We start from the raw sequence: 21,135 nt of genomic DNA, 5'->3' as shown, positions 1-21,135 counted from the left end.
TTGCCTAGACTGGCCTTGCAGCTCGCCGCTGCGACTCTCTCTCTTGAAAGGAATTGCCATGTCTCTGCGCCTGCCCTACACCCAACTGTCCCCCGCCGCCTACCAAGGGCTGGCCAGCGTCAAAGCCAGCCTGCAGCACAGCAGCCTGGGCCTGCCCTTGATCGAGCTGGTTTACCTGCGCGTATCCCAGATCAACGGCTGCGCCTTCTGCCTGAAAATGCACGCGTCGGCCCTGCGCGCCCGGGGGGAAAGCAATGAACGCATCGATTCTCTGGCCGGCTGGCGCGTCAGCGAGTTGTACAGCGCCCGCGAACGCGCGGCGCTGGAATGGGCGGAATCGCTGACCGACATCGCCGTCACCCAGGCGCCGGACCAGCACTATCTGCCCTTGCAGGAACACTTCAGCCCGGAAGAAGTGGCGGACCTGAGCTTCGCCATCGCCCTGATGAACGCCTTCAACCGGCTGGCGGTCAGCATGCGTCAGTAAGCGCGCTTCCCGCTGGTGCGGGTGATGACTGAAGACTATTCTTTCACGTGAAGATAAACTAACTTCAAGCCGTGCTAATCTCTGCGCCCGGTAGTCATCCAGTTGTCACCCACACATCAGGAACCGTCAGTGATGCAACAAGCACCAGACCAGATTGACCGTATCGTGGCCCTGTGGCGCGAGGTTCGCCCGGACTTGGACCCGTCCTCCACCGAAGTGGTCGGCCGCATTGTGCGAATGGAGTACTTCGTCACCCGCCGCGTACTGCACGATTTGGCGCGCCACAATCTGAATGTCGGCGAATTCGACGTGTTGGCCGCGCTGCGCCGCGGCGGTGAGCCGTTCCAGCTGTCCCCCAATCAACTGCAAGGCATGGTGCTGATTTCCTCCGGCGCGCTGACCAACCGCATCAATCGTCTGGAAGAAGCCGGCCTGGTGACCCGCTCGCCGGACCCGGGCGACCGCCGCGGCGTGATCGTGACGCTGACGCCCAAGGGCTTCGAGGTGATCGAGGACGCCGTCGGCAACCATCTGTCGGCCGAGGCCGAGTTGATCGAGATGCTGGACGCGGAAGAACGCGCCACCCTGGCGCGCTTGCTGAAAAAGATGCTGCAAACCCAGGAGGATTGAAATGCGCGCGCCCTCCTGTAGCCTGCCGCGCTGAGCGGACAAAAAAACCGGCCTGGATTCCAGAGCCGGTTTTTTTTGCATCCGCGCTTCAGCGCAGCAGCGGCGGCGCGGCGCCCGCCGCCGCCGTTTTCACCGGCAGCGGCGCCACCCAGTGCCAGCGGCCTTTCCAGGCCCCCATCACCAGATTGGGATACTCGGCGCGGCCCAGGCTGCCGTTGTAGCGGCCCAGCGCGCGGAACAGATTGCCGCGCTCGATATCCAGGTAGTAACGCAGAATGGTGCAGCCGTAGCGCAGATTGGTGGTGAGGTCGAACAGATTGTGCTGCGCATTGCCTATGCTGCGCACCCAGAACGGCATCACCTGCATCAGCCCGCGCGCGCCGGCGCCGGAGATCGCGTACTTGTTGAAGCCGCTTTCCACCTGGATCAGGCCCAGCACCAGCTGCGGGTCCAGGCCGGCGCGGGTGGCCTCGTAATGGATGGCGGTGAGCAGACGCTCGCGCGTCCATTTATCCGGAATCCGCTTGGCCAGCCGGCTGGACATCTCTCCCAGCCAGGCGTCAGCCTCGCGCTGGTCGTCGAACACCAGCCGCGGCGCATTGGCGTCCGACACCGAACGGCGCATGGTGGAAGCGACGTTGGCGGCCAGCGCCTCTTCCTTCTGCGCGCCGGCCCACGCCGGCATCGCTGCCAGCGCGGCCAACAATACGACGATGCCGGATCGGATCATAAGACGGTCACAGCCCCAGTTTGGCTAGCACTTGTTCCAGCATAGCATCGGCGGCCAGCGCGCTGGCCTCCGCGTCGCGACGGTGCTGGTACTCGACCTTGCCTTCCTTCAGGCCGCGGTCGCCGATGGTGACCCGATGCGGCGCGCCGATCAGTTCCCAATCGGCGAACATCGCGCCCGGGCGCTCGCCGCGGTCGTCCAGGATCACGTCCACGCCCTTGGCCAGCAGGCCTTGGTACAAGGCGTCGGCGGCGGCCTTCACCTCGGCGGAACGGTCATAGCCCACCGGGCAGATCACCAGGGCGAACGGCGCGATGGCGTCCGGCCAGATCATGCCCTTATCGTCGAAGTTCTGCTCGATCGCCGCGCCCAGAATGCGGGTGACGCCGATGCCGTAGCAGCCCATCTCGAACGGCTTGGGCTTGCCGTCCTCGTCCAGGAAGGTGGCGTTCATCGCTTCCGAGTACTTGGTGCCCAGATAGAACACATGGCCCACTTCGATGCCGCGCTGGATCGCCAGCTCGCCCTTGCCGTCCGGCGAGGCGTCGCCGGCCACCACATTGCGGATGTCCATCACTTCCGGCTCCGCGCAATCGCGGCCGAAGTTGACGCCGGTGTAGTGCTGATCGTCCTCGTTGGCGCCGGTAATCATGTCGGCCATCCTGGCGACGGTGCGGTCGGCGATGACGCGGCCCTTGAAGCCCACCGGGCCCAGCGAGCCGGGATTGGCGCCGAAGGCGGCCTTGATCGCGGCCGGCGAGGCGAAAGTCAGCGGCTTCTTGATGCCGGCGATCTTCTCCGCCTTGACTTCGTTCAGCTCGTGGTCGCCGCGCACCAGCAACAGCACCGGCTGATCTTCGTCGCCGTCCACCACCACCGCCTTGACGGTCTGCTTGACGTCCACGTTCAGGAAGCCCACCAGATCGGCGATGGTCTTGACCTTGGGCGTGTGCGCCTTGGCCATGACCGCGCCGGCGGCCGCGCGTTCGCCGGCCGGGGCCACGGCTTCGGCCAGTTCGATGTTGGCGGCGTAGTCGGAGTCCGGGCAGTAGACGATGGCGTCCTCGCCGGTGTCGGCGATCACCTGGAATTCATGCGAGCGGTCGCCGCCGATCGCGCCGGTGTCTGCGGCGACGGCGCGGTAGCTCAGGCCCAGGCGGTCGAAGATGCGGCAGTAGGCGGCGTACATATTGTCGTAGCTGACGCCGGCGGCGTCGGCGCTGCGGTCGAAGGAGTAGGCGTCCTTCATGGTGAACTCGCGGCCGCGCATCACGCCGAAGCGCGGACGGCGCTCGTCGCGGAACTTGGTCTGGATCTGGAAGAAGTTCTTCGGCAGCGCGCGGTAGCTGCGCAGCTCGTTGCGGGCGATGTCGGTGATCAGCTCCTCGGCGGTGGGCTGCAAGGCGAAATCGCGCTCATGGCGGTCCTTGAAGCGCAGCAACTCCTCGCCCATCTTGTCCCAGCGGCCGGTTTCCTGCCACAGGCCGGCCGGTTGCACCACCGGCAGGCTGACTTCGATTGCGCCGGCGCGATTCATCTCTTCGCGCACGATGTTTTCCACCTTGCGCACGCTGCGCAGGCCCATCGGCATCCAGGAGTAAATGCCGGCGGCCACTTTGCGGATGAAGCCGGCGCGCATCATCAGTTTCTGGCTGGCGATGTCGGCGTCGGCGGGGGCTTCCTTCAGGGTGGAAATGAAAAACTGCGATGCGCGCATGATGCGTCCTTGGCAATACGGTGTAATTGAGGGCTTGATTGTAGCGTTTGCCGCGCCTCGCGGCCAAGCCTTGCACCGGCATCGCCGATTTGCGCTATAAAGATGCGTGTCCCGCCCCCCGCCGGCTACCCCAGATGCGGCCGCCGCGCAAGCAGACAGCCCGGACTCTGTCGTTTTACGAGAACACATCTCGGCTCTTGCGCGGCCTTTGCTTGGCTTACCCAGACCTCTGGAGTAATCTGCGCGCTCAAGAACCACCGATATTGCTGTGCAGCAATATACGGTGACGAACAATTCCATTGGATGCTTATGCAGGATCACAACAAACAGGCCATGGCTGGCCTGACCCTGGCCGCCTTGGGCGTGGTATACGGCGACATCGGCACCAGCCCGCTGTATACCCTGCGCGAATGCTTCACCGGCCAGGGCATCCCCACCACCCCGGAAAACATCTTCGGCATCTTGTCGCTGATCTTCTGGTCGCTGATTTTCGTGGTTTCCATCAAATACGTGGCCTTCGTGCTGCGCGCCGACAACCGCGGCGAAGGCGGCATCATGGCGCTGATGGCGCTGGCCCGGCATTACACCACTCACGCCGCGCGCTGGAAGATCGTGCTGCTGGGCTTGTTCGGCGCGGCGCTGTTCTACGGCGACGCCATCATCACCCCGGCGGTGTCGGTCTTGTCCGCCGCCGAGGGCATGGAGCTGATTTCGCCGGCGATGGAAAGCTATGTGCTGCCGATGGCCATCGGCGTGCTGACCGGCCTGTTCCTGCTGCAACGCTTCGGCACCGCCAGCGTCGGCCTGCTGTTCGGCCCCATCATGCTGGTCTGGTTCTCCGTGCTGGGTCTGCTCGGCTTGCACCAGATCGTGCAAGCGCCGCAAGTGCTGCAGGCGCTCAATCCCTACCACGCGCTGCACTTCATCGGCCACAACGGCTGGGGCTCCTTCCTGACCCTGGGCTCGGTGGTGCTGGCGCTGACCGGCGCCGAGGCGCTGTACGCCGACATGGGCCATTTCGGCAGCTCGCCGATCCGCCGCGCCTGGTTCAGCCTGGTGCTGCCCGGCCTGGCGCTGAATTATTTCGGCCAGGGCGCGCTGCTGATGCAAAACCCGGCGGCGATCAAGAATCCCTTCTTCCTGCTGGCGCCGGACTGGGCGCTGCTGCCGCTGATCGTGATGGCGACGCTGGCCACGGTGATCGCGTCGCAGGCGGTGATTTCCGGCGCCTACTCGCTGACCCGCCAGGCCATCCAGCTGGGTTACTGCCCGCGGCTGGAAGTGCAGCACACCTCGGAAAAAGAGATCGGCCAGATCTATATGCCCTTCATCACCTGGGCGCTGCTGATCGCGGTGATGGTGGTGGTGCTGACCTTCAAGACTTCGTCCAGCCTGGCCGCCGCCTACGGCATCGCCGTCACCGGCACCATGCTGATCACCACCTGCCTGTTCTTCGTGGTGGCCCGGGTCAACTGGCGCTGGCCGCTGCCGCTGGCGCTGGGCGTCACCCTGATGTTCGCCACCATAGACCTGGGCTTCTTCAGCGCCAACATCCATAAAGTGGCCGACGGCGGCTGGCTGCCGCTGGTGCTGGGCATGGTGATCTTCACCCTGATGAGCACCTGGAAGCAGGGCCGCGAGCTGCTGTTCACGCGCCTGCGCGACCAGGCGCTGCCGCTGGACAGCTTCATCGAGAACCTGGAAGCCTATCCGCCGACGCGGGTGCAAGGCACCGCGGTGTTCCTGACCAGCACCTTGCACGGCGTGCCGCACGCGCTGCTGCACAATCTCAAGCACAACAAGGTGCTGCACGAGCGGGTGGTGTTGATGACGGTGCGCACCGAAGACGTGCCCTATGTGGCGGAAGAGGACAGACTGGAGATCGTGCAGATGTCGGCTTCGTTCTGGCGCGTGGTGGCCCGCTACGGCTTCAAGGAAGACCCGAACGTGCTGCAGGTGCTGGAAGACTGCACCGCCCAGGGCCTGGCCTTCGAGCTGATGGACACGTCCTTCTTCCTGTCGCGGGAAACCATCGTGTCCACCGAGCGTCCGGGCATGTCGCGCCTGCGCGAAAAGCTGTTCGTGTGGATGAGCAAGAACGCGATGCGCGCCACCGACTTCTTCCAGGTGCCGACCAACCGGGTGGTGGAGCTGGGCGCGCAAGTCGAGCTGTAAGCCCTACCGCCCCGCTCCCAAGCCGGACCGGCCCTGCCTGTCCGGCTTTTTCGCGCCTGACTCTAGCGTTGCAGGCCGCTGTCCGCCTCCGCCCGCGCCCAATCGAAGAACGGGCCGGGATCGGTCTTGCGCCCCGGCGCGATGTGCTCGTGGCCGATGACGGCGCTAAGCGGCAGCTTGCTCCGCAATGCCCGCGCCAGCGCTTGCAGCGTCCGGTATTGCGCCTCGCTGAACGGCTCGAAATCGCAGCCTTCCAACTCCACGCCGATGGAAAAATCGTTGCAGCGCTCACGCCCCCGCCAGCTGGACACGCCGGCATGCCAGGCGCGCCGCGTCACCGGCACGAACTGCTGCAGCTCGCCGGACCGACGAATGAAGAAATGGGACGACACCCGCAGATGCTGGATTTCGGCGTAGAACGGATGCTCGTCAGGATTCAGCCGGTTCTGGAACAGCTGTTCCACACCCAAGCCGCCGTAGCGATACGGCGGCAGGCTGATGTTGTGGATCACCAGCAGCTCCGGCGCCATGCCCTCGCCGCGTTCATCGTGATTGGGCGAGGGCAGCCGGCGCGCGCCGTCCAGCCAGCCGTCTTCCAATAATTGCAAAGCAGGCGGCGGGGCCGGCTGATAATTCAAACGCCACAACATCAAGCCGTCCGGCGTGGACCAGCGCTGCTCGGCGACGAAACCGGCCTTGCGGTACAAGGACAACGCGGCGATATTGACCTCGGCGGTGTCCACGCTGACCTCGCTCTCGCCCACCAGCGCCCGGTTCAGCAGGCGATAGCCCCAGCCGGCGCGCAGCTGTTGCGGATCCACCACCACTCTTTCGATATGCAGACCGCCGTCCTCTCGGCGCGAGGCCACCAGCAGGCCGCGCAGGCTCTCGCCCTCGAACGCGCCCCAGACCGCGTCGGCGCAGGCCCGCGCCGCGGACAGATCGGCCCACAGCACGGGCAGGTGCGGATAGGACAGCCACTCCGCCTCCAGACGGTGGGCGGCCAGTTGCAGATCCAAGGCGCGCGCGGCCAGCGCGGCGTCCCTCAAATCCAGGCTTTTCACTTCAAACGGGGCTTGCATTCACTCTCCCTGCGCGCGTAACCGATGCAACAATCCGGTAACTGGAACAGTCCAATATCGCACTTGTTTTCTGAGGCCCTACGCGGTATCAAGAACAACCGGGGCGGACAAGCCTTCATCCTGCATTCTACCGCTCCCGCCCGGCGGAAGGCTCGCCTTGCTTGAGCCGAATCATGGCCGCGGCCCGTTCCATGCCGCAGAATGCAGGCCGTCACCCATCACAGGAGAACGCCCATGCTGACGCTGGACTCTCTGAGCAACGCCGCCGCGCCCAGCTTCGAACAGCCGCTGGAAATGCTGCAAGCCTGTCACGACAAGATTCGCCGCTTCTGCGAGCAATTGGATCAACTGCCCGCCTACATCGAGCAACACGGCGTCAACGAGGCCGCCCGCAATACGATAGACGGCGTGGTCCGCTACTTCGATCTGGCCGGCCCCGCCCATCACAGCGACGAGGAGGACGAGCTGTTCCCGCTGATTCTGGCGCGGGTGCCCACCGCCGCCGCCCGACTGGAGCAACTGAGCGCCGAACACGGCTATCTGCACTCCTGCTGGAACGCGATCCGCGACGATCTGCTGGCGCTGCGCGACGGCAAGATCCACCGTATCAGCCGCAACGAGCTGGAGGAGTTCGCCCGCCAGTACCGCGAACACGCCGCCGCCGAGGAAAGCTGGCTGTTCCCCACCGCCGCCTCCGCCATCAGCGCCGAGGAAATGAGCGCCGCCGGGCAGCGCATGGCGGCGCGCCGGACGCAGCAGGCCGCCTGAACGGCTGCCGCCGCCCGGCCGCAAACGCAAAAAAGGCTGACCGCGCTGGTCAGCCTTTTTATCTTTCCGCACTCAAAACCTGTTTACGATCTGCTGCGCGTTGTGGAGCGTTACACGGTGAGTACCCCTTCGAAATGCTCATGTACCGTGTGTACACTCCGCTTTCCCAGCTGTTTTCGCCTTGTCTCGCCTTAGCTCGCGAGATCGTAAACACGTTCTCAGAGCTGGTTTACACTCTCAGGCGGTCAGCTTCAGCAACTGCTCGAACGCGTCTTCGAACAGCTTCAAGCCGTCCTGCTGCAGCTTCTCGCCGGCGGCGGCCAGATCCATGCCGGACGCCCCCACCGCGTGCAACAGGGTTTGCGCGTCGTCCATGCCTTCCGGCAGCGTCAACGCGGCCTGGCCGTGATCGCGGAAGGCCGCCAGCGTGCCGTCCGGCACGGTGTTGACGGTTTCGTCGCCGATCAGGCTTTCCACGTAGAGCACGTCGGAGTAAGCGGCGTTCTTGGTGCCGGTCGACGCCCACAACAGATATTGCGGACGCGCGCCGGCGGCTTTCAGCTCGGCGAACTCGGCGCCGTGGAAACGTTCGCGGTAGCGGGCGTAAGCGGCCTTGGACAGCGCGATGGCCACCTTGCCCTGATGGGCCGCGCCCACTTGCGGATCCAGCAGGCTGTCGACGCGGGACAGGAAGAAGCTGGCCACCGCCTTGATCCCGGACACATCCTTGCCGTCTGCGCGACGGGCGGACAGGCCGGCGATGTAGGCGTCCCACACCGCTTCCACTTGCGGCAGCGAGAACAGCAGGGTGATGTTGACGTTGACGCCTTCGCGGGTCAGCGCCTGAAACGCGCGGATGCCGGCGGCGGTGGCCGGGATCTTGATCATGGCGTTGGGGCGGGCGATTTCCGCCCACAGGCGGCGCGCCGCGGCCAGGGTGCCGGCCTCGTCGTTGGACAGCTCCGGCGACACTTCCAGGCTGACATAGCCGTCGTTGCCCTGGCTGGCGTCGTACTGGCCGCGCAGCAGATCGCAGGCGGCCTGGATGTCCGGCACCACCAGCGCTTCGTAACGCGCCTCGGCCGAGAGGCCGGCGTCCGCTTTCAGGCGGGCCAGGTCGGCCTGGTAGCTGGCGTCGCCGCTGATCGCCTTGTAGAAGATCGCCGGATTGGAGGTCACGCCGGCGATGCCGTCGTCGGCCAGCAGGCGAGCCAGTTCGCCGGAGGCGATCAGTTCGCGGGACAGATTGTCCAGCCAGATGCGCTGGCCGAAGGGGCGGATGGATTGCAGTCGATTCATGGTGGAACGATCCAGAATAAAGTCAGGGCGGACCCGGCGTCGCCGAGCCGGCCAGTGGCTACCACGCCATAGAGCCTGTTCAGAGTCTCGCGCACAAGGGCGAGACAAGACGAAAACAGCCGAGGAAGCGGAATGCACATACGGTATATGAGCATTTCGAAGCGGGTTTCTAACGCCGTATCGCCGAAGCGCAGCAGACTTTGAACAGGTTCTAAAATCGGCGGGCTAAAACGGACATCCTAACCCGCTTGGAGCGGCGCGCCAAGAGCGCCGACCCAAGCTTGCAAGAATACGCCGCATGCGGCCCCGCGGCGCGGCGCTCAGGCCGCTTGCGAGCCGCTGCGGCGGTCGCGCGGGAACACCGCGGAGAACACGCTGCCCTTGTCCGGCTCGCTTCTGATCTCCAGCCGGGCATGATGACGCGCCAGCACGTGCTTGACGATGGCGAGCCCCAGGCCGGTGCCGCCGCTGCCGCGCGAACGGCCGCGGTCCACCCGGTAGAAACGCTCGGTCAGGCGCGGGATATGCTCGCGCGGGATGCCGATGCCGGTGTCGCTGACAGAGAAGCGCAGCTGCTCGCCCTCCTCCTTCCAGCTCAGCGTGATGCAGCCGCCCTCCGGCGTGTAGCGCACCGCGTTGGACACCAGGTTGCCGAAGGCCGAGTGCAGCTCCTGCTGGCTGCCCCACAGCCAGGCGTCGCTGTGCCGGTCCAGCTTGACCTGATGGCGGCCGTGGGACAGGCCCTCGGCCTCCACCATCAGCGTGTCCAGCATGTCCTGCATGTCCACCCGCTCCGACACCGTCGCCTTGGGGCTGTTCTCCAGCTTGGACAGGGTCAACAGGTCCTCGACCAGGCTTTGCATGCGCCGCGACTGCTCCATCATCATCGGCAGAAACTGGCGGAAGGTGGCGTCGTCCACCTGCGGCATGTCTCCCAGCGTCTCCAGAAAGCCGCCCACCACGGTCAGCGGCGTGCGCAGCTCGTGCGAGACGTTGGCGACGAAATCCTTGTGCACGGTCTGCACCCGCTCCAACTGGGTGATGTCGCGGGTCAGCAGCAGCTTGCGGGTGGAATCGAAGGGCACCATCTGCAGCGAGATCACCAGTTCGCGCGGCTGCACGAAGTTGAGCACCAGCGGCTGGCTGAAGCGCGCCTCGTTCATATAGGCGTGAAAGGCCGGCTGGCGGATCAGGTTGAGGATCTGGTTGCCGACATCGCGCTTGCGGTCCAGACCCAGATGCTCCACCGCCATCGGGTTGATCCATTCGATGCGGTCGTGCTCGTCCAGCACCACCACCCCGTCCGGCATCGCCTCGCCGGCGTTGATGAAACGCTCCAGCGCGTGGGTGAGCTTTTTCTGGCTCTGGCTCTGGGTGCGGGTGGTGCGGTACAGCGTCATGAAAATGGTGTGCCAGACGCCGAAACCGTCAGGCACCCGCTCCGGAGTCGGCCGTTGCAGCCAACGCAACAGCAGCGCCACATGGTAGAGATTGAAGGCCAGCCAGCCGCCCAGGCAGATGGCCACCGCGATCAGTCCGTCTTCCGCCGACGAGCCCAGCCAGAAGCCGAGGCCGATGACGGCGGTCGCCAGCAGCGAGGCCAGCGTGCGTTTCAGAAATTCAGGCATCAGGCCTCACTGCTGGGTGGAAAAGCGATAACCGGTGCCGCGCACGGTCTGGATCAGCGTGTCGTGCCCGGTGCCCTCCAGCGCGCTGCGCAGCCGGCGGATATGCACGTCCACGGTGCGCTCTTCCACGAACACATGGTCGCCCCACACCTGGTCCAGCAGTTGGGAGCGCGAATGCACGCGCTCGGGGTGGGTCATGAAGAAGTGCAGCAGGCGGAATTCGGTGGGCCCCAGATCGATGACGCCGCCGTTGCCGGTGACGCGGTGGGTGACCGGGTCCAGCCGCAGGCCTTGCACATCCACCGCGTCGTCGGTCATCTGCGGCGCGCGGCGGCGCAACACCGCCTTGATGCGCGCCAGCAGCTCGCGCGGCGAGAAGGGCTTGGTGATGTAGTCGTCGGCGCCGGTCTCCAGGCCGGTGATCTTGTCCTGCTCGTCCGAGCGCGCGGTCAGCATGATGATGGGCACGTGGCGGGTGCGCTCGTCGGCGCGCAGGCGCTTGGCGATGTCCACGCCGCTGGCGCCCGGCAGCATCCAGTCCAGCAGCACCAGGTCAGGCAGCGCGTTGCGCACCAGCGTCAGCGCCGCTTCGGCGGTGCTGGCCCGCAGCACGTGGTGGCCGGCCTGCGCCAGGTTGAAGGCAATCAGCTCCTGGATTGCCGGTTCGTCTTCAACAAGCAAGATATTGGCTGGCATGGTTGATCCATTCCCGTTTGAGTGTGTGGCAAGGATAAAAACGGGTGATTACAAAAATATGACATTTCGTCAAACTTTCCCACTTTGGCGCAGATTATTTTAACGCGCCAGCCGTAGACGCCTCAGCAAGCCAAAAAAAACGGGCCTGTTGCTGTGAACAGGCCCGGAATGGTCGTCGTCAATACAGATTTGATCTGACTAGAGACCAGGGACAAAGAGATCACCAGGACAGTTTCAAATGAGAGCGTTTTGGGACAATTCTCATCCGCAACGGATCTGGACAGGCGGGCCGCGGGACAGTGCGGCCAACCCTGATACGGCCAGCATTTTACGTAGCAAACAGGCGTTTTGATCAGATGGTTGATTGGATTTTCAGCCATTTCGCCTTTTTTTATAAGTTTGTTTCGTCATATTTCCTTATAATCGAAGAATGGATAAATTTGATAGAAAAATCATCGCCGCACTGCACGAAAACGCCCGAATCAGCTTCGCGGAACTGGCCCGGCGGGTGAATCTGTCGCCGCCGGCGGTGGCGGACCGGGTGAGCAAATTGGAGCGCGGAGGCGTGATCACCGGCTACCGCGCCACCATCGATCCCAACAAGGTGGGCATGCCCATCTGCTGCATGATAGAGCTGACGGTCAAGCATCTGGAGTACTTCGCGGTGATAGAGGAAATCCGCACCATGCCGGAGATCATCGAATGCATGTCGGTGACCGGCACCAGCGGACTGATGATGAAGGTGGTGGTGGACAATATGCCCACGCTGCAGGCCTTGATCGCGCGGCTGATGCAGTTTGGCGACACCAAGACCTCGATCGTGATCGAGGTGCCGGTGCCGCCGCGGCTGCCGGATCTGCAGCAGGATGAATAAACCGGCGCCGTCCCAAGCGCCCGCTCCTGGCGCCGCGCCATGAAAAACGGACAGGCAAGCCTGTCCGTTTCTTGAGCCGGAACCCCGCTGGGCGCTTACTTGGCGGCCTGCCAGGCCACCGCGGTATCGATCATGCGGTTGGAGAAGCCCCATTCATTGTCGTACCAGGCCAGCACTTTGACTTCGCGGCCGCCGATGACGCGGGTCAGCGTGGCGTCGAAGGTGCTGGACGCCGGGTTGTGCAGGAAGTCGCAGGACACCAGCGGCAGGGTGTTGACGCCCAGCACGCCCTTGAGCGGGCCCTTGGCGGCGTCGCTGATCAGCTGGTTCACTTCTTCCTTGCTGGTATCGCGGCCGGCGGTGAAGGTCAGGTCCACCAGCGAGACATTGCTCACCGGCACGCGCACGGCGAAGCCGTCCAGCTTGCCCTTCAGCTGCGGCAGCACCAGGCCCACCGCGGCGGCGGCGCCGGTCTTGGTCGGGATCATGGACACGGCGGCGGAACGGGCGCGGCGCAGGTCTTTGTGATCGGTGTCCAGCAGCACTTGGTCGTTGGTGTAAGCGTGCACCGTGGTCATCAGGCCGCGCTCGATGCCGATGGTGTCGATCAGCGGCTGCACCATGGGGGCCAGACAGTTGGTGGTGCAGGAGGCGTTGGAGACGATGGTCATCGCGCTGCTCAGCTGCTGGTGGTTGACGCCGTAAACCACGGTGGCGTCCACGCCTTCGCCGCCCGGAGCGGAGATCAGCACTTTCTTGGCGCCGGCCTGCAGATGCGCGCCGGCTTTTTCGCGGGTGGTGAACAAGCCGGTGCATTCCATCACCACGTCCACGTTCAATTCTTTCCACGGCAGCTCGGCCGGGTTGCGGATGGCCAGCAGTTTGATCTTCTTGCCGTTGACCACCAGGTGATCGCCGTCCAGCGCCACGGAAGCGGCGAACGGACCGTGCACGCTGTCGTAACGGGTCAGGTGTTCATGCAGCTCCGGCGAGGCCAGATCGTTGATGGCGACAATCTCGATGTCCTGATCGGCATAGCGCTCTTGCCATGCACGCACAATCATGCGGCCGATGCGGCCGTAACCATTGATAGCAACTCGCAACGTCATGATGCATCCTCCAAGTTGAAATGGCGCAAGGTCATCTTCCCGTGCCCTGCGCCACCACTGTCCGCCTGATTCCGCTTGTAATCAACTCGCTACATAAGTAGTGGGCGAATTACCAACATCGGCAGTGCGGAAATTGCGCCCAAGCTTGCCGTGCGTCAAATTCCGCCGGGCAACGCCCGGTTCTTAGGGCCTATCCGAGGCCCCGCGACGCGCGGCGCATGGAAGCGACGCTCAGCCTTGCAATGCGGCGGCGTAATCGCCCGCGTCGCTATTCAATACTATATGCAATAGCGTGCCGGAGAAGGTGGTGACGCCGCTGGCCCCCAGTTGTTGCAGGGCGGCCTGGTCCACCAGCTCCGCGTTGGCCACTTCCACCCGCAGCCGGCTGCCGGCCACGGCTTCCACCTTGAGCACATTGGCCGCGCCGCCCAGCGCCGCCAGCCAGCGTTCGCGGTCTATGCCGACCACCTCGCCCAGGGCCTGCGCCGGCGCGGCCGCGCCCGCATGGACGGCCGCCTCGGCGTCCGGGTTGCCCAGTGCGACGCGGATTTCGTCGGCGATCAGGTCCGCCTCCGGTCCCAGCACCACTTGCACGCTGCCGGCGGCCGGCTTGATCAGGCCGCGCGAACCCAGCGCCTTCAGCGCGGCTTCGCTCACCTTGTCGTTGCTGGCCACTTGCAGACGCAGACGGGTGGTGCAGGCGTCCACGGACTTCAGGTTGGCGGCGCCGCCCAGCGCGGCGATGAAGGCGCGCGCGCGGTCGCTGCCGGCGGCCACCGCCGCCACGGCCACCATCGCGTCTTCGCGGCCCGGGGTTTTCAGGTTGAACTTCTTGATGAAGAACACGAACAGCACGTAGTAGAGCGCGAAGTAGCCGATGCCCACCGGGATCAGCAACAGCGGCTTGGTGGACAGGCCGAAGTTCAGCAAGTAATCGAACAGGCCGGCGGAGAAGCCGAAGCCCAACTTGATGTTGAGCGCGTGCATCAAGGCCATGGCCAGGCCGGTCAGCACCGCGTGGATGGCGTACAGCGCCGGAGCCAGGAACATGAAGGCGAATTCCACCGGTTCGGTGACGCCGGTCAGCATCGCGGTCAGCGCCATCGAGAACAGCAGGCCGCCGACGGCTTGCTTGTTCTCAGGCTTGGCGGTGCGGTACATCGCCAGGCAGGCGGCCGGCAGGCCGAACATCATCACCGGGAAGAAGCCGGACATGAACATGCCGGCCGTCTTGTCGCCGGCGAAGAAGCGGGTCAGGTCGCCATGCACCACCTTGCCGGCGGCGGAGGCGAAATCGCCCACCTGGAACCAGACAATGGTGTTGAGGATGTGGTGCAGGCCGGTGACGATGAGCACGCGGTTGAGCACGCCGTAGGCGAAGACGCCGATCTCGCCGGCGCCGATCAACCAGCGGCCGACGCTGTCGATGCCGGTCTGCACCGGCATCCAGACATAGCCCAGCACCGCGCCCAACAAGAGCATGGAGAAGCCGGTGACGATGGGCACGAAGCGCTTGCCGCCGAAGAAGGCCAGGTAGCTGGGCAGCTTGATGTCCTTGTAGCGGTTGTACAGCGCCCCGGCCACCAGGCCGGACAGGATGCCGGACAGCACCCCCATATTGATTTTCTCGTCTATCACCTTGAGCACCGCGGTGATCACCAGATAGCCGATGGCGCCGGCCAGGCCGGAGGTGCCGTTGTTGTCCTTGGCGAAGCCCACCGCCACGCCAATGGCGAAGATCAGGGCCAGGTTGCCGAAGATGGCGTCGCCGGCCTGGGCCATCATCTTGATGTTGAGCAGGTCCGGCTGGCCCAGGCGCAGCAGCAAGCCCGCCACGGGCAGAACGGCGATCGGCAGCATCAGGGCGCGGCCCAGCTGCTGAATGCCAGCGAATTTATTGTCAGAGGTACTCACGTCTCGTCTCCCAGTGTATGGACGCCGATGGGGGCATGGCGCTCCAGGCTGCTACCTTCTTGTGTGTCTGTACCGCTCGCTGCCGCGTGTCCCCGCGGCATGCGATGACCTCAAAACCACTTCATATAAGCCCCGCGCGCGCCTGCGCGCCGGGCCGATTCAATCTTCCGGCCACCATTCGGCGGCCTGCGCGCGCACCGCGACGGCGGAATCCAGCGCCAGCAATTGCTCGGCGCGCTTGCGGCAGGCCTGCTGGTCCAGCGTCCTCACCTTGGCCTTGATCTCCGGCACCAGGCCGGGGCTGACCGATAGTTCGGCGACGCCGAGGCCGACCAGCACCGGCGCGGCCAGCGGGTCCGAGGCCAGGGCGCCGCATACGCCCACCCATTTGCCGTGCTGGCTGGCGCCGGCCACCGTGCGTTCGATCAGCCTCAGCAGCGCCGGGTGCATCGCGTCCAGGCTGGCGGCCAGCGAGGCGTTGCAACGATCCATCGCCAGCGTGTATTGCGTCAGGTCGTTGGTGCCGATGGACAGGAAGTCGGCCTCGGCGGCCAATTGGTCGGCCAGCAGCGCGGCGGAGGGCACTTCCACCATCACGCCCAGCTGCGGCCGCTCGCTCAGCCCCGCTTCCTCGGCCAACGCGTCGATGCGCTGGCGCAAGCGCCGCAGTTCGCCGACATCGGCGATCATCGGCACCAGGATGCGCAGCAGGGACAAGGGCCGCAGCATCAGCAGCGCGCGCAGTTGCTCGTCCAGCATCTCCGGATGGGCGAAGCCGGTGCGGATGCCGCGCAGGCCCAGCGCCGGATTCGGCTCCGGCGGCAGGGTCAGATAGGGCACTTCCTTGTCGCCGCCCACGTCCAGCGTGCGGATGATGGCGACGCGGCCCTGCAATTCGTCCAGCACCGCCTGATAGGCGTTGGCCTGTTCGTAGCGATCCGGCGCGTCCTGACGGTCGATGAACAGAAACTCGGTGCGCAGCAGGCCGACGCTGTCGGCGCCGTGGCGCACCGCTTCGCGCGCGTCCTCTTCATTGGCGATATTGGCGGCCACCTCGACGCGCACGCCGTCCAGCGTCACCGCGGCGCCGTCGGCGTCCGCGCGCATATCGGCGCGGCGGCTCTCGCGCTCCGCCATCGCCTGCCGGGCGGCGGCCAACAGGGCCGCGTCCGGCGCCGGATGACAGCCGCCTTGGCTCGCATCCAGCAAGACTTCGCTGCCGGCGTCCAGCCGCAACACCTGAGGCCCGCAAGCCACCAGGGCCGGAATGCCCAGCGCGCGCGCCAGGATGGCCACGTGGCCGGTGGCGCCGCCGGCGGCGGACAGGATGCCGGCCACCTGCTCGCGCGGCAGCCGGGTCAGTTCGGAAGGCGCCAGGTCTTCGGCCACCAGAATGGAGGCCGGATACAGTTCGGGCTCGCTTTGGGCGTCGCCCAACAGGGCTTTCAGCACTTGGCGTTCAATGTCTTTGAGATCCGCCACCCGTTCGGCCAGCAAGGGGCTGCCCAGGCCGGACAGCACGCGGCATTGCGCGCGCACCGCCTGGCGAAAGGCGTGGCCGGCGCTGTGGCCGGCGGCGATGTCCCGTTCCGCCGCGTCCCGCAATTCCGGATCGTCCACCAGCGCCAGATGGGCGGCGAAGATGTCGCTTTGCGAGGTCTGGCCGCGGCGCAAGGCTGTGTCGATGGCGGCGGCGATGCCGGCGCTCACCTCGGCCAGCGCCCGGCGCAATTGCTCGCGCTCGCTGTCGGCGTTGACCGCGAACTCCGCCACCTGCGGCTCGAAGGCGTCGAGACGCACCACCTGGCCGATGGCCAGGCCCGGCGCCGCGCACACGCCGCCTATCCAGCCGGCCGGCAACGCGCGCGCCGGCCCCCTCGCCAAGGGCGCGGGCGCGCCGTGGCCGGATTCGGTGCGGGTCTGCAGCGCGGCGATCACCGCCGCCGCCGCCGCCGCCGCGTCCTCGCCCTGCGCCAGCACCGCCACATCGTCGTCCTCGGCCACGCCCAAGCCCATCAGGGCCACCACGCTGCGGGCGTTGGCCGCCTGGCCTTTGAACTCCACCCGCACGCTGGCGCGATATTGACGCGCCGCGTTCTGCACCAGCGCCGCCGGCCGCGCGTGCAGGCCGCCGGCGTGACGCACCGTGGCCTGACCGCGGCTTTCCGCGCCCTCGGCGCTGGGGGCCTCGTCGGCCGCCGCGCCACCGGACAGCGTCAGAAACACGCTGCGGCCCGCCTGCTGCCAGCCCTCGCCCCGACTTTCCAGCGCATAAGCCTCGCCATTGGCGATCACCACCATGGTCAGCAGCGACGGCGCGCGCCGCGCCACCGCGTCCAGATCCACCTCGATCAGGGGCTGGCCCTGACGCACCGCGTCGCCGGCCTTGACCAGCGGCTTGAAGCCCTCGCCCTCCAGCTTGACGGTGTCGATGCCGATGTGGATCAGCACTTCCGCGCCGTTGGCGGCTCGCAGCGTCAAGGCGTGGCCGGTGCGCGCCAATTGCGCCACCTCGCCGTCACAGGGCGCCAGCAGGGTGCCGGACAGCGGCTCGATCGCCAGGCCGTCGCCCATCATCAAGCCGGCGAAGACCGGATCGGGCGCGCGGCTCAGCGGCACGGACGGCCCGTCAAACGGGGCCAGGAGTTCGAGCGTAGCGGACATGGGGGGCGTCTCCATTCTTACTGACTGATGTGTCTCCGCGGCCGACGCGGCTTCCGCTGGACGCCGTTCGCGGCGCGCCCCGTTCGTGCAGACGGTCGGGGCGCGGTTTCAAGCAGGACCGGACTCAGCGCGTGCAGGTCACTTTGGACAAGTGGCGCGGCAGATCCGGGTTCAGGCCGCGCGCCTCGGACAAGCGCGCCGCCATCAGGTAGAAGCTCTGGATCGCCAGCAGCGGATCCAGCGCCTCGTCGTCGGCCAGCGCCAGGGTCAGGTCGCGGCTGGCGATATTTTCCGGCGCCGCCAGCAGCACCTTGGCGCCGCGGCCGCGCATCTCCTCGGCCAGATCGATCAGGCCCTGTTGCTCCGGCCCGCGCGGCGCGAAGATCAGCAGCGGATAGCCGTCGTCGATCAAGGCCATCGGCCCGTGCTTGATCTCGGCGCCGGAGAAGGCCTCGGCCTGGATCGCGCAGGTTTCCTTGAATTTGAGCGCGGCTTCCAGCGCCACGGCGAAGCCCAGGCCGCGGCCCACCACCATGATGCGTTCGGCGTCGCGCAAGACGTCCACCGCCGCCGTCCAGTCCTGGCGCGTGGCTTCGGTCAGGCGCTGCGGCAGATTGGCCAGCGCGGCCAGCAGCGCGTCGTCCGCCTGCCAGTGAGCGACCAGGCGCGCCACCGCGGACAGCGAGGTGATGTAGCTCTTGGTGGCGGCCACGCTTTTTTCGTCGCCGGCGCACAGAGGCACCACCCATTCGCAGGCAGCGGCCAGCGGCGATTGATGCTTGTTGACCAGCGCCGCGGTGCGCGCGCCGGCGGCGCCCAGCGCCTTCATGGTGTCGATCAGGTCCGGGCTTTGGCCGGACTGGGACAGGGCCACCGCCAACTGGCCCTTCACCGCCAGCGGCGCGCGGTGCAGGGTCACCAGCGACATCGGCAAGGACACCACCGGCACGCCCAGCCGCTGCATCGCCAGATAGGCGAAGTAGTTGGCGGCGTGATCGGAACTGCCGCGGGCCACGGTCAGCGCCAGGCTGGGGCGTTCCACCGCCAGCGCGCGTCCCAGCGCGGCCAGCGCTTCATCGGCGTACATGTGTTGCGCGGCCACCGCCTCGGCGGCGTACAGCGCTTCTTCAAGCATCAACGAGGCCAATCTGTTCTCCCTCTACATAGACTTGCTGCAAATTCAAATCCGCGTCCATCGTCACGATGTCGGCCCAGGCGCCGACGGCGAGCCGGCCGCGATCGGCCAGGCCAAGGTAGTCTGCGGGATAGAGCGACAGCCGGTGCGAGGCGTCCGCCAGCGGCAGGCCGATGGACACCAGGTTGCGCAGCGCCTGGTCCATGGTCAGCGTGCTGCCGGCCAGGGTGCCGTCGGCCAGACGCACGCCGCCCATGCACTTGGTCACCGAGTGCGAACCCAGCTTGTATTCGCCGTCCGGCATGCCGGCGGCGGCGGTGGAATCGGTCACGCAGTAGAGGCGCGGAATCGAGCGCAGGGCGGCCCGGATCGCGCCCGGATGGACGTGGAGCAGATCCGGAATCAATTCGGCGTATTCGGCGTGCGCCAGCGCCGCGCCCACCATGCCGGGCTCGCGGTGGTGCAGGCCGCTCATCGCGTTGAACAGATGGGTGAAGCCGGACGCGCCTTGCTCCAGCGCCCGCACCCCGTCCTCGTAACTGCCCAGGGTGTGGCCCAGCTGCACCTTGACGCCCTGCTCCGCCAACTGGCGGATGATGTCCATATGACCGGCGATTTCCGGCGCCAGCGTGATCAGCGACACCGGCGCCAGCGAGCGGTACCAGTCCACCTGCTCCATCACCGCGCGGCAGGCGTCGTCGGGCTGGGCGCCCAGCTTGCCGGGATTGATGTAGGGGCCTTCCAGATGCACGCCCAGGATGCGGGCGCCGCCGGGCTGGCGTTCGCGACAGGAGGAACCGAGCGCGCGCAACACCTGCTCGATGTCGATCGGCGGCGCGGTCATGGTGGTGGCCAGCAAGGATGTGGTGCCGAAGCGGGCGTGCAGCCTGGCCACGCTCTCGGCGGCGCGGCCGCCCTCCATGATGTCGACGCCGCCGCCGCCGTGAACATGCAGGTCGATGAAGCCCGGCAGCAAATAACGCTCCACCGCTCGGCCGGAGGCCAAGCGCGCGTCTATGGCCTCGATGCGGCCGTCGACAGCCAGTTTCAATTCGCCGTCCATCCAGCCGGCCTCGGTCAGGATGCGTCCTTGCAGCACTCGGTTTTGGGTCATCGTCTCAGTTCGGCAACAAAATCGTAGTAGTCGTTACGGCAATAGGTATCGGTCAATTCAATCGCGATGTTCTCGGCGTTGAAGCCGATACGGGTAATCAGCAACATCGCTTCGCCGGGGCGGATGCCGGCCAGCGTGGCGATGTCGCCGGAGGCGTTCACCGCGCGGATGTGCTGCAGCGCGCGCACCACCGAATGGCCGCTGGCGTCCAGATGGGCGTACAGCGAGGTGCCCACTTGCTGCGGCTCCGGCAGATACGCCACCGGCAGCGTCGTCATCTCGATCGCCATCACCACTCCGTCGGCCAGCCGCTGGCGCTTCAGCCGCGACACCTGCGAAGTGGGCGACAGCCCCAGCTTGATCACTTCTTCATTGCTGGGCGCGAACACGCCGCGCTCCAGCCACACCGACGACGGCACGAAGCCGCGCTGGCGCAATTGTTCGGTAAAGCCGGTCAGCCGCGACAAGGGCTGCTCCAGCCTCGGCGTGATGAAGGTGCCCGAGCCCTGGCGCCGGCGAATCAGGCCCTGCTCCAGCAGCACATCCATCGCCTTGCGCGCCGTCACGCGCGAAATGCCCAGTTCTTCGGAAAACGTGCGCTCCGACGGCAGCGCCTCGTCCGCCTGCCACCAGCCGGCGTTGATGGCGTCGGCCAATTTCCGCGACAACTGCAGATACAGCGGCGTGGTCAGGGTTTCATCCGGTTTCAATGCAAGCCAGCGATTTTCCATGGGTTGTCTGCAAGTGGTCTGAAAACCCCAGTGTATAACCTGGCTTCCCGGCTGGCATCTTCCGCGCTGACGCGAGTCGATTCCGGCCTTCCGGCTTACCGCGAACGTTAATACCACATTAATACCACGTCAATACCATTTTATTTACGCACATCATTGTCCGCTTGCTGCATGGCAGCAAAACGACAAACAGATGATTTGGCAGGGGAAATTGCGGGAGCAATGCGTATTGACCTGCGGGACAGGTCAGGGAATGAGCGTTTTTTGCAAGAATCAAGCAGATACAAGACCACACAGTAAGTATGGCAATAGTACCTTTCGCCAAACTTACATTAAAAATAGTCGTCTCATTTTAAATCATATGGCATTCATATGATGATTG

17 protein-coding genes and 1 pseudogene are annotated in these 21,135 nt (G+C 65.7%); 5 read left to right on the top strand and 13 right to left on the bottom strand.

Features of this window, described 5'->3' with window-relative positions; genetic code table 11:
• The first annotated feature begins 58 nt into the window (after positions 1-58).
• On the top strand, positions 59-487 hold the full coding sequence (locus NK214_RS05200) for a carboxymuconolactone decarboxylase family protein (RefSeq protein WP_107801006.1): 429 nt from the start codon (positions 59-61) through the stop codon (positions 485-487).
• A gap of 132 nt (positions 488-619) precedes the next feature.
• Entirely contained in the window at positions 620-1,117 is a 498-nt protein-coding gene (locus NK214_RS05195; RefSeq protein ID WP_107801007.1) for a MarR family winged helix-turn-helix transcriptional regulator, read from the top strand.
• Between the two features lie 88 nt (positions 1,118-1,205).
• Here NK214_RS05195 and NK214_RS05190 read toward each other — a convergent pair whose 3' ends face one another.
• Positions 1,206-1,847 carry a lytic transglycosylase domain-containing protein gene (locus tag NK214_RS05190; protein WP_107801008.1) on the bottom strand — a complete coding sequence of 214 codons (642 nt, stop codon included), beginning with the start codon at positions 1,845-1,847 and terminating at the stop codon, positions 1,206-1,208.
• Positions 1,848-1,854: 7 nt separating this feature from the next.
• Entirely contained in the window at positions 1,855-3,564 is a 1,710-nt protein-coding gene (locus NK214_RS05185) for a proline--tRNA ligase (RefSeq protein ID WP_253313895.1), read from the bottom strand.
• A 309-nt stretch (positions 3,565-3,873) separates the two neighbouring features.
• Here NK214_RS05185 and kup point away from each other — a divergent pair, with 309 nt between their 5' ends.
• On the top strand, positions 3,874-5,739 hold the full coding sequence (gene kup / locus NK214_RS05180; protein WP_253313894.1) for a low affinity potassium transporter Kup: 1,866 nt from the start codon (positions 3,874-3,876) through the stop codon (positions 5,737-5,739).
• 62 nt (positions 5,740-5,801) lie between these two features.
• Here kup and ampD read toward each other — a convergent pair whose 3' ends face one another.
• Together ampD and NK214_RS05170 are read right to left on the bottom strand one after the other, a co-directional pair.
• Positions 5,802-6,389: a 1,6-anhydro-N-acetylmuramyl-L-alanine amidase AmpD gene (gene ampD, locus NK214_RS05175; protein ID WP_235089876.1), complete on the bottom strand. Its 588-nt coding sequence runs from the start codon at positions 6,387-6,389 to the stop codon at positions 5,802-5,804.
• A gap of 15 nt (positions 6,390-6,404) precedes the next feature.
• A pseudogene (locus NK214_RS05170) lies at positions 6,405-6,821 on the bottom strand (GNAT family N-acetyltransferase); the annotation flags it as partial.
• Positions 6,822-7,055: 234 nt separating this feature from the next.
• Between NK214_RS05170 and NK214_RS05165 the strand changes: the two are divergent.
• Complete coding sequence (locus NK214_RS05165; RefSeq protein ID WP_253313893.1) at positions 7,056-7,589, top strand: hemerythrin domain-containing protein; 534 nt, start codon at positions 7,056-7,058, stop codon at positions 7,587-7,589.
• Positions 7,590-7,826: 237 nt separating this feature from the next.
• Here NK214_RS05165 and tal read toward each other — a convergent pair whose 3' ends face one another.
• From tal to phoB, 3 genes are all read right to left on the bottom strand, one after another.
• Positions 7,827-8,888, bottom strand: coding sequence for a transaldolase (gene tal, locus NK214_RS05160; protein WP_253313892.1), 1,062 nt, complete (start codon positions 8,886-8,888; stop codon positions 7,827-7,829).
• A 320-nt stretch (positions 8,889-9,208) separates the two neighbouring features.
• A complete protein-coding gene (phoR, locus tag NK214_RS05155; RefSeq protein ID WP_107801014.1) occupies positions 9,209-10,516 on the bottom strand; it encodes a phosphate regulon sensor histidine kinase PhoR in 1,308 nt (435 codons plus the stop codon).
• Positions 10,517-10,522: 6 nt separating this feature from the next.
• Positions 10,523-11,212 (bottom strand): phosphate regulon transcriptional regulator PhoB, encoded by a 690-nt coding sequence (gene phoB / locus NK214_RS05150; protein WP_048412957.1) that lies wholly within the window; start codon positions 11,210-11,212, stop codon positions 10,523-10,525.
• A 430-nt stretch (positions 11,213-11,642) separates the two neighbouring features.
• On the opposite strand from phoB, the gene NK214_RS05145 reads away from it, so the two are divergent.
• Positions 11,643-12,086, top strand: a complete 444-nt coding sequence (locus tag NK214_RS05145; RefSeq protein ID WP_019100282.1) for an Lrp/AsnC family transcriptional regulator — start codon at positions 11,643-11,645, stop codon at positions 12,084-12,086.
• Between the two features lie 95 nt (positions 12,087-12,181).
• Here NK214_RS05145 and gap read toward each other — a convergent pair whose 3' ends face one another.
• From gap to NK214_RS05115, 6 genes are all read right to left on the bottom strand, one after another.
• Positions 12,182-13,195 (bottom strand): type I glyceraldehyde-3-phosphate dehydrogenase, encoded by a 1,014-nt coding sequence (gene gap / locus NK214_RS05140; protein WP_107801015.1) that lies wholly within the window; start codon positions 13,193-13,195, stop codon positions 12,182-12,184.
• Between the two features lie 231 nt (positions 13,196-13,426).
• Entirely contained in the window at positions 13,427-15,109 is a 1,683-nt protein-coding gene (gene nagE, locus NK214_RS05135) for an N-acetylglucosamine-specific PTS transporter subunit IIBC (protein WP_253313891.1), read from the bottom strand.
• A gap of 159 nt (positions 15,110-15,268) precedes the next feature.
• The gene (gene ptsP, locus NK214_RS05130; RefSeq protein ID WP_253313890.1) at positions 15,269-17,773 is read right to left on the bottom strand and encodes a phosphoenolpyruvate--protein phosphotransferase; all 2,505 of its coding nucleotides are present in this window, start codon (positions 17,771-17,773) and stop codon (positions 15,269-15,271) included.
• Between the two features lie 124 nt (positions 17,774-17,897).
• A complete protein-coding gene (locus NK214_RS05125) occupies positions 17,898-18,908 on the bottom strand; it encodes an SIS domain-containing protein (RefSeq protein ID WP_227105583.1) in 1,011 nt (336 codons plus the stop codon).
• Positions 18,901-20,022 (bottom strand): N-acetylglucosamine-6-phosphate deacetylase, encoded by a 1,122-nt coding sequence (gene nagA / locus NK214_RS05120; protein WP_253313889.1) that lies wholly within the window; start codon positions 20,020-20,022, stop codon positions 18,901-18,903. Before nagA ends, NK214_RS05125 begins: the two co-directional genes overlap by 8 nt.
• Positions 20,019-20,753: a GntR family transcriptional regulator gene (locus tag NK214_RS05115; RefSeq protein ID WP_019101073.1), complete on the bottom strand. Its 735-nt coding sequence runs from the start codon at positions 20,751-20,753 to the stop codon at positions 20,019-20,021. The genes nagA and NK214_RS05115 overlap by 4 nt, the downstream gene beginning before the upstream one ends.
• Positions 20,754-21,135 lie beyond the last annotated feature (382 nt).

It is taken from the genome of Chromobacterium sp. S0633 (genome assembly GCF_024158805.1).
Taxonomy (GTDB): domain Bacteria; phylum Pseudomonadota; class Gammaproteobacteria; order Burkholderiales; family Chromobacteriaceae; genus Chromobacterium.
The sequence above is the reverse complement of the archived record's forward strand: the minus strand, read 5'-3'. Positions and strand labels throughout refer to the sequence as shown.